Raw genomic sequence first — 3,759 nt, forward strand, 5'->3', positions numbered from 1 at the left:
CTCCATGGCCGCACCGCACGTTGCCGGCTTCGGCGCGCTGCTGCTGGGTAAGAACCCGGGCTGGTCGCCGGCCATGGTGAAGTCCGCCATGATGACGACCGCGTCCGAGGTCAAGCTCGCCGACGGGTCCAAGGACACCGACGTCCACGCCACTGGCGCGGGCGAGGTCGATCCGGCCCGCATGGTGGATCCGGGTCTGGTCTACGACGCCGACCTCAGCGATTACAAGAAGTTCATCCAGGGCACCGGCGTGGACATGAAGCAGCCGACCAGCACCAAGGCCAGGGACATGAACGTTCCGTCCTTCTCGCTGGGCAACCTCACCGGCAAGATCGAGGTCACCCGTACGGTGACCGCCTTGACCCCGGGCGTCTACAAGGTCTCGGCGAATGTCCCGGGCATCAAGGTCAGCGTGGCTCCGGCCGCTCTGAACTTCAAGGCAGCGGGCGAGCAGCGAACCTTCAAGGTCACCTTTGAAAACCAGGGTGCGGCGTTGGGTAAGTTCGCGATGGGTTCGCTGACCTGGGAGGGTGCCGGCAAGACCGTAACCTCGCCGGTCTCCGTCCGTCCGCAGTCCGTTGTGGCGCCAAAGGATGTCACGCTTACCACCAGTTCGGCTACCGGCTCCGGTGACATCAAGGTCGTCTCCGGCACCAACGACCGCACCAACATGACGCTGGACGGCCTTTCCAAGGCCGACGCGACCGCCGTCGAACTGGTCCCGGGTCCGTTCACCGCCGAGGCCGACGCCTCGACGTTCATTAAGACCGTCAACGTTCCGGCCGGGGTGCCGCTGGCGAAGTTCTCGGTCATCTCCTCCGACCCGGGCGCGGACTTCGACATGTACGTCGTCACCCCGCGCGGTGTCGAGCAGGTGGCGACATCGTCCTCGAGCGAGACCTTGTCGATTCCGAATCCGGCCGCAGGCACGTACACCATCTACGCGAACCTGTACTCCAGCCCGGGTGGTAAGGCGACCAAGGCCTCCGTCGAGGCGGCGGTACTCGGCGCCAACGTGGGCAACGCCTCGCTGTCGCCGAACCCGCTGAAGCTGACCAACGGCAAGGCCGGTAAGGTCACGCTGAACTGGACGGGTCTCGCGGCCGGCTCCTACATCGGCCGGATCACCTTTGCCGGGGCCAGCGAGCCGACCTTCGTCGCTGTCATGGTGAGCCCCGCGGGCACCACCGTCGTGGCCCCCACGTCCGAGGACCCGGCGAGCAACGCCGGCCCCGGGGATGAGGAGGGTAGCGGCGACGCCGCACAGTTGGAGAAGGGCGCCAAGGTCAAGAAGGAACAGGCCAAGGTGGTTCCGCAGGATCCCGCGGACGGCCCTAACAACGCCATCTAGCAGCACATGAGAACAGCAATGGCCGGCGGTCCAACCGCCGGCCATTGCCGTTTAACCCCGGGACCCCTGAGGCCAGGCCCTGCTCTGCCCGCGCCTCAGACGGCGCCCGTGGCGCCCGTGGTGCCGCCCAGCAGAGGCGCCATGGCCCGCCAGCGCGCGATCTGGCAGCCGTCGGTGCGGCTGAACTCGCTGTGGACTTCCCGGCCCAGATAGCGGCCCGTGACCACGGCTACCTGCGGGCCGCCGTACTGCTGGGTGCACAGCTTCGGCGGTCCGGGCTGCGGGAAGAAGACTTCCTCGCCGTGTTGCCGGAGGGACTCCAGCGCGGCGGCAGGGTCCGGCAGGGTCGAGCCGGGTGCGGCCGTGCCGCCGTCGGCGACCAGGCGGAAGCTGAACTCGGCGGCGCCCGGCGCCTCGGTCAGCCGGATCGAGAGGTCGACGTCGTGCGGGTCGCTTGTTCCGGTCGGGTCAGTCATGGCGTCCTTCTTGGGGCGGGGGAGTGGCGGCGCCCGCGGCCGTGAGCAGCGGGGTGAGTTCGCGGAGCAGCCGTTGGCGCAGTTCCTGTGAGGCGGCGGCGAAGGTCCGCTGCTGCTCCACGTATTCGGCCTTGCCGTCCGGCGTCTCGATCCGGATGGGCGGGTAACCCCACTCACTCAGCTCGTAGGGGGAGGCGCGCATGTCCATCGCGCGGATCTGCCAGGACAGCTCGAAGCAGTCCATGACCAGCTCCCCGGGCAGCGCTGGGGAAAGTTTGTAGGCCCACTTGTAGAGGTCCATGTTCGCGTGCAGGCAGCCGGGCTGCTCCATGGTCCGCTGGTTCTCGCGGCTTGGCTGCAGGCTGTTCAGCGGCGCCGCGTCCGGGGTGTAGAAGCGGAACGCGTCGAAATGCGAGCAGCGGATCCGGTTCTCCTCGACCACCCGGTCGGTCCGCTCGGAACCGAGCCGCAGCTTCAGGTACTCGTGCCGCAGCTCGAACTTGTCCTGCCGGTAGACCATCGCCCATTCGTGCAGCCCGAAACAGCCAAACTGCGCGGGCCGGGCCAGGGTCCCCGCGAGGATGACGCCGGCGAACTGCACGGCGTCGCGCCGTTCGTCGAGGAACCGTTCGACGTCGACCGTCACGGCATCCGTGCCAGGCGCCAATCCCGCTGCGGCGCGTTCGGCGGAGTCGGGGGCGCGGTAATACTTCCAGCCGGTGCGGGATGCTGCCGCCGGGCCGGACAGTACGACGCCGGCGCCCGGGTGCCAGCGCAGCAGCTGGCCCGGCTTTTGCGTGTAGTAGGTGAAGAGGAAATCCTCCACCGGGTGCTTTCGGCCGGCCGACCTCCGGGCGAGGTAGGGATCAGAATAGGTCCGGACGCGCTGCTGGTGGGCGGCTTCGCGCGGCAGCCAGTCGTCCTGCGGGAGATGCAACAGTTTAGACAGCCCCGCCGGTTGATCCCAGGACATCCTTGGCGGCTGTCCACAGGGCGATTTCGCAGCCGTCCCGCAGGCTGAATTTTGCCTCGACGGCCGTGCCGTCCACGGAGCCGGTGACGGTGGCCTCTTGCGGGCCGCCGTACTGCTGGGTGCATACCTTGTCCGCGGTGCGCGGTGCGGGGCTCAGGAGCGCGGCGTTACCCTTCAGTGCGGTGCAGGCCGCCGCCGCGGTCGGGTGCTGGCTTTCCGCGGCCGGAACCCCGTTCTGGCAGACCAGCGTGTAATTGACGGCCTGGCCGCTGGCGGAGGGCTTGATCATGATGGCCAGCTCGGCGTTGCCCTGGCCGGGGCCGGCAGCGGGGGCTGTGGCCGACGGCGATGGTGCCGGGGAGGTGGCTTCGGCGTCGGCGGACGGAGTGCCCGAGGCGGGGGCGCTGGCCGACGCTGTGCCCGACCCGGCGGGGGCGCCTTGGCCGGAGCCGCCGGGCGAGCAGGCGGTCAGGCCAGCCGCCGCCAGCAGGACGAACAGGGCGGGGAACAGGGTCTTGCGCATTGGCGGTTCTCCTTGGTGTCACCCAATTCTAGCGCCGCGGCGCGGACCTGGAACGGTGGGCGGGGCGGGAGTTGGGACGGACTCGGGCTGGCTGGGTGCGGGTCCTAAGCCACCGTTCCGGCCCCGGCTGACCGGGTGGCGGCGATAAGCCGCATCATCGAGGTGTGCAGTTCGCCGACCTCTTCGCGGGTCAGGCCAAGCCGGGCCATCATGATGCCGGGGACCGCCGTGGCCTGCTGCCGCAGCGCTGCGCCGCTGGGGGTCAGGCGTACGGCGAGGCTGCGCTCATCGCCCTCGGCCCGCTGCCTGCTGATGTGGCCTGCCGCTTCGAGCCGCCGGAGCAGCGGCGATATGGTGGCCGGTTCCTGGGCCAGGGCGTCGCTGATGTCACGGACGGAGCGGGGGCTCGACTCCCATAGGCACAGCATCACCAGAT

At 69.3% G+C, this 3,759-nt stretch carries 5 protein-coding genes; 1 reads left to right on the forward strand and 4 read right to left on the reverse strand.

Annotated features, from left to right (window positions below; all coding sequences use genetic code 11):
* On the forward strand, nucleotides 1-1,351 hold a 1,351-nt coding region (locus tag AB4Y86_RS14105), incomplete at its 5' end, for a S8 family serine peptidase (RefSeq protein WP_441402831.1).
* A gap of 95 nt (nucleotides 1,352-1,446) precedes the next feature.
* Here the strand turns inward: AB4Y86_RS14105 and AB4Y86_RS14110 are convergent.
* The 4 genes from AB4Y86_RS14110 to AB4Y86_RS14125 form a co-directional block, all read right to left on the reverse strand.
* Entirely contained in the window at nucleotides 1,447-1,827 is a 381-nt protein-coding gene (locus tag AB4Y86_RS14110) for a serine protease inhibitor (protein ID WP_441402832.1), read from the reverse strand.
* The gene (locus AB4Y86_RS14115; RefSeq protein WP_441402833.1) at nucleotides 1,820-2,800 is read right to left on the reverse strand and encodes a 3-methyladenine DNA glycosylase; all 981 of its coding nucleotides are present in this window, start codon (nucleotides 2,798-2,800) and stop codon (nucleotides 1,820-1,822) included. Before AB4Y86_RS14115 ends, AB4Y86_RS14110 begins: the two co-directional genes overlap by 8 nt.
* Nucleotides 2,769-3,323 (reverse strand): SSI family serine proteinase inhibitor, encoded by a 555-nt coding sequence (locus tag AB4Y86_RS14120; protein WP_441402834.1) that lies wholly within the window; start codon nucleotides 3,321-3,323, stop codon nucleotides 2,769-2,771. The genes AB4Y86_RS14115 and AB4Y86_RS14120 overlap by 32 nt, the downstream gene beginning before the upstream one ends.
* A gap of 104 nt (nucleotides 3,324-3,427) precedes the next feature.
* The coding region (locus tag AB4Y86_RS14125; RefSeq protein WP_441402835.1) for a MarR family transcriptional regulator at nucleotides 3,428-3,759 on the reverse strand (332 nt) is incomplete at its 5' end.

The organism is Arthrobacter sp. 2YAF22_2, from assembly GCF_052114645.1.
Taxonomy (GTDB): domain Bacteria; phylum Actinomycetota; class Actinomycetes; order Actinomycetales; family Micrococcaceae; genus Arthrobacter.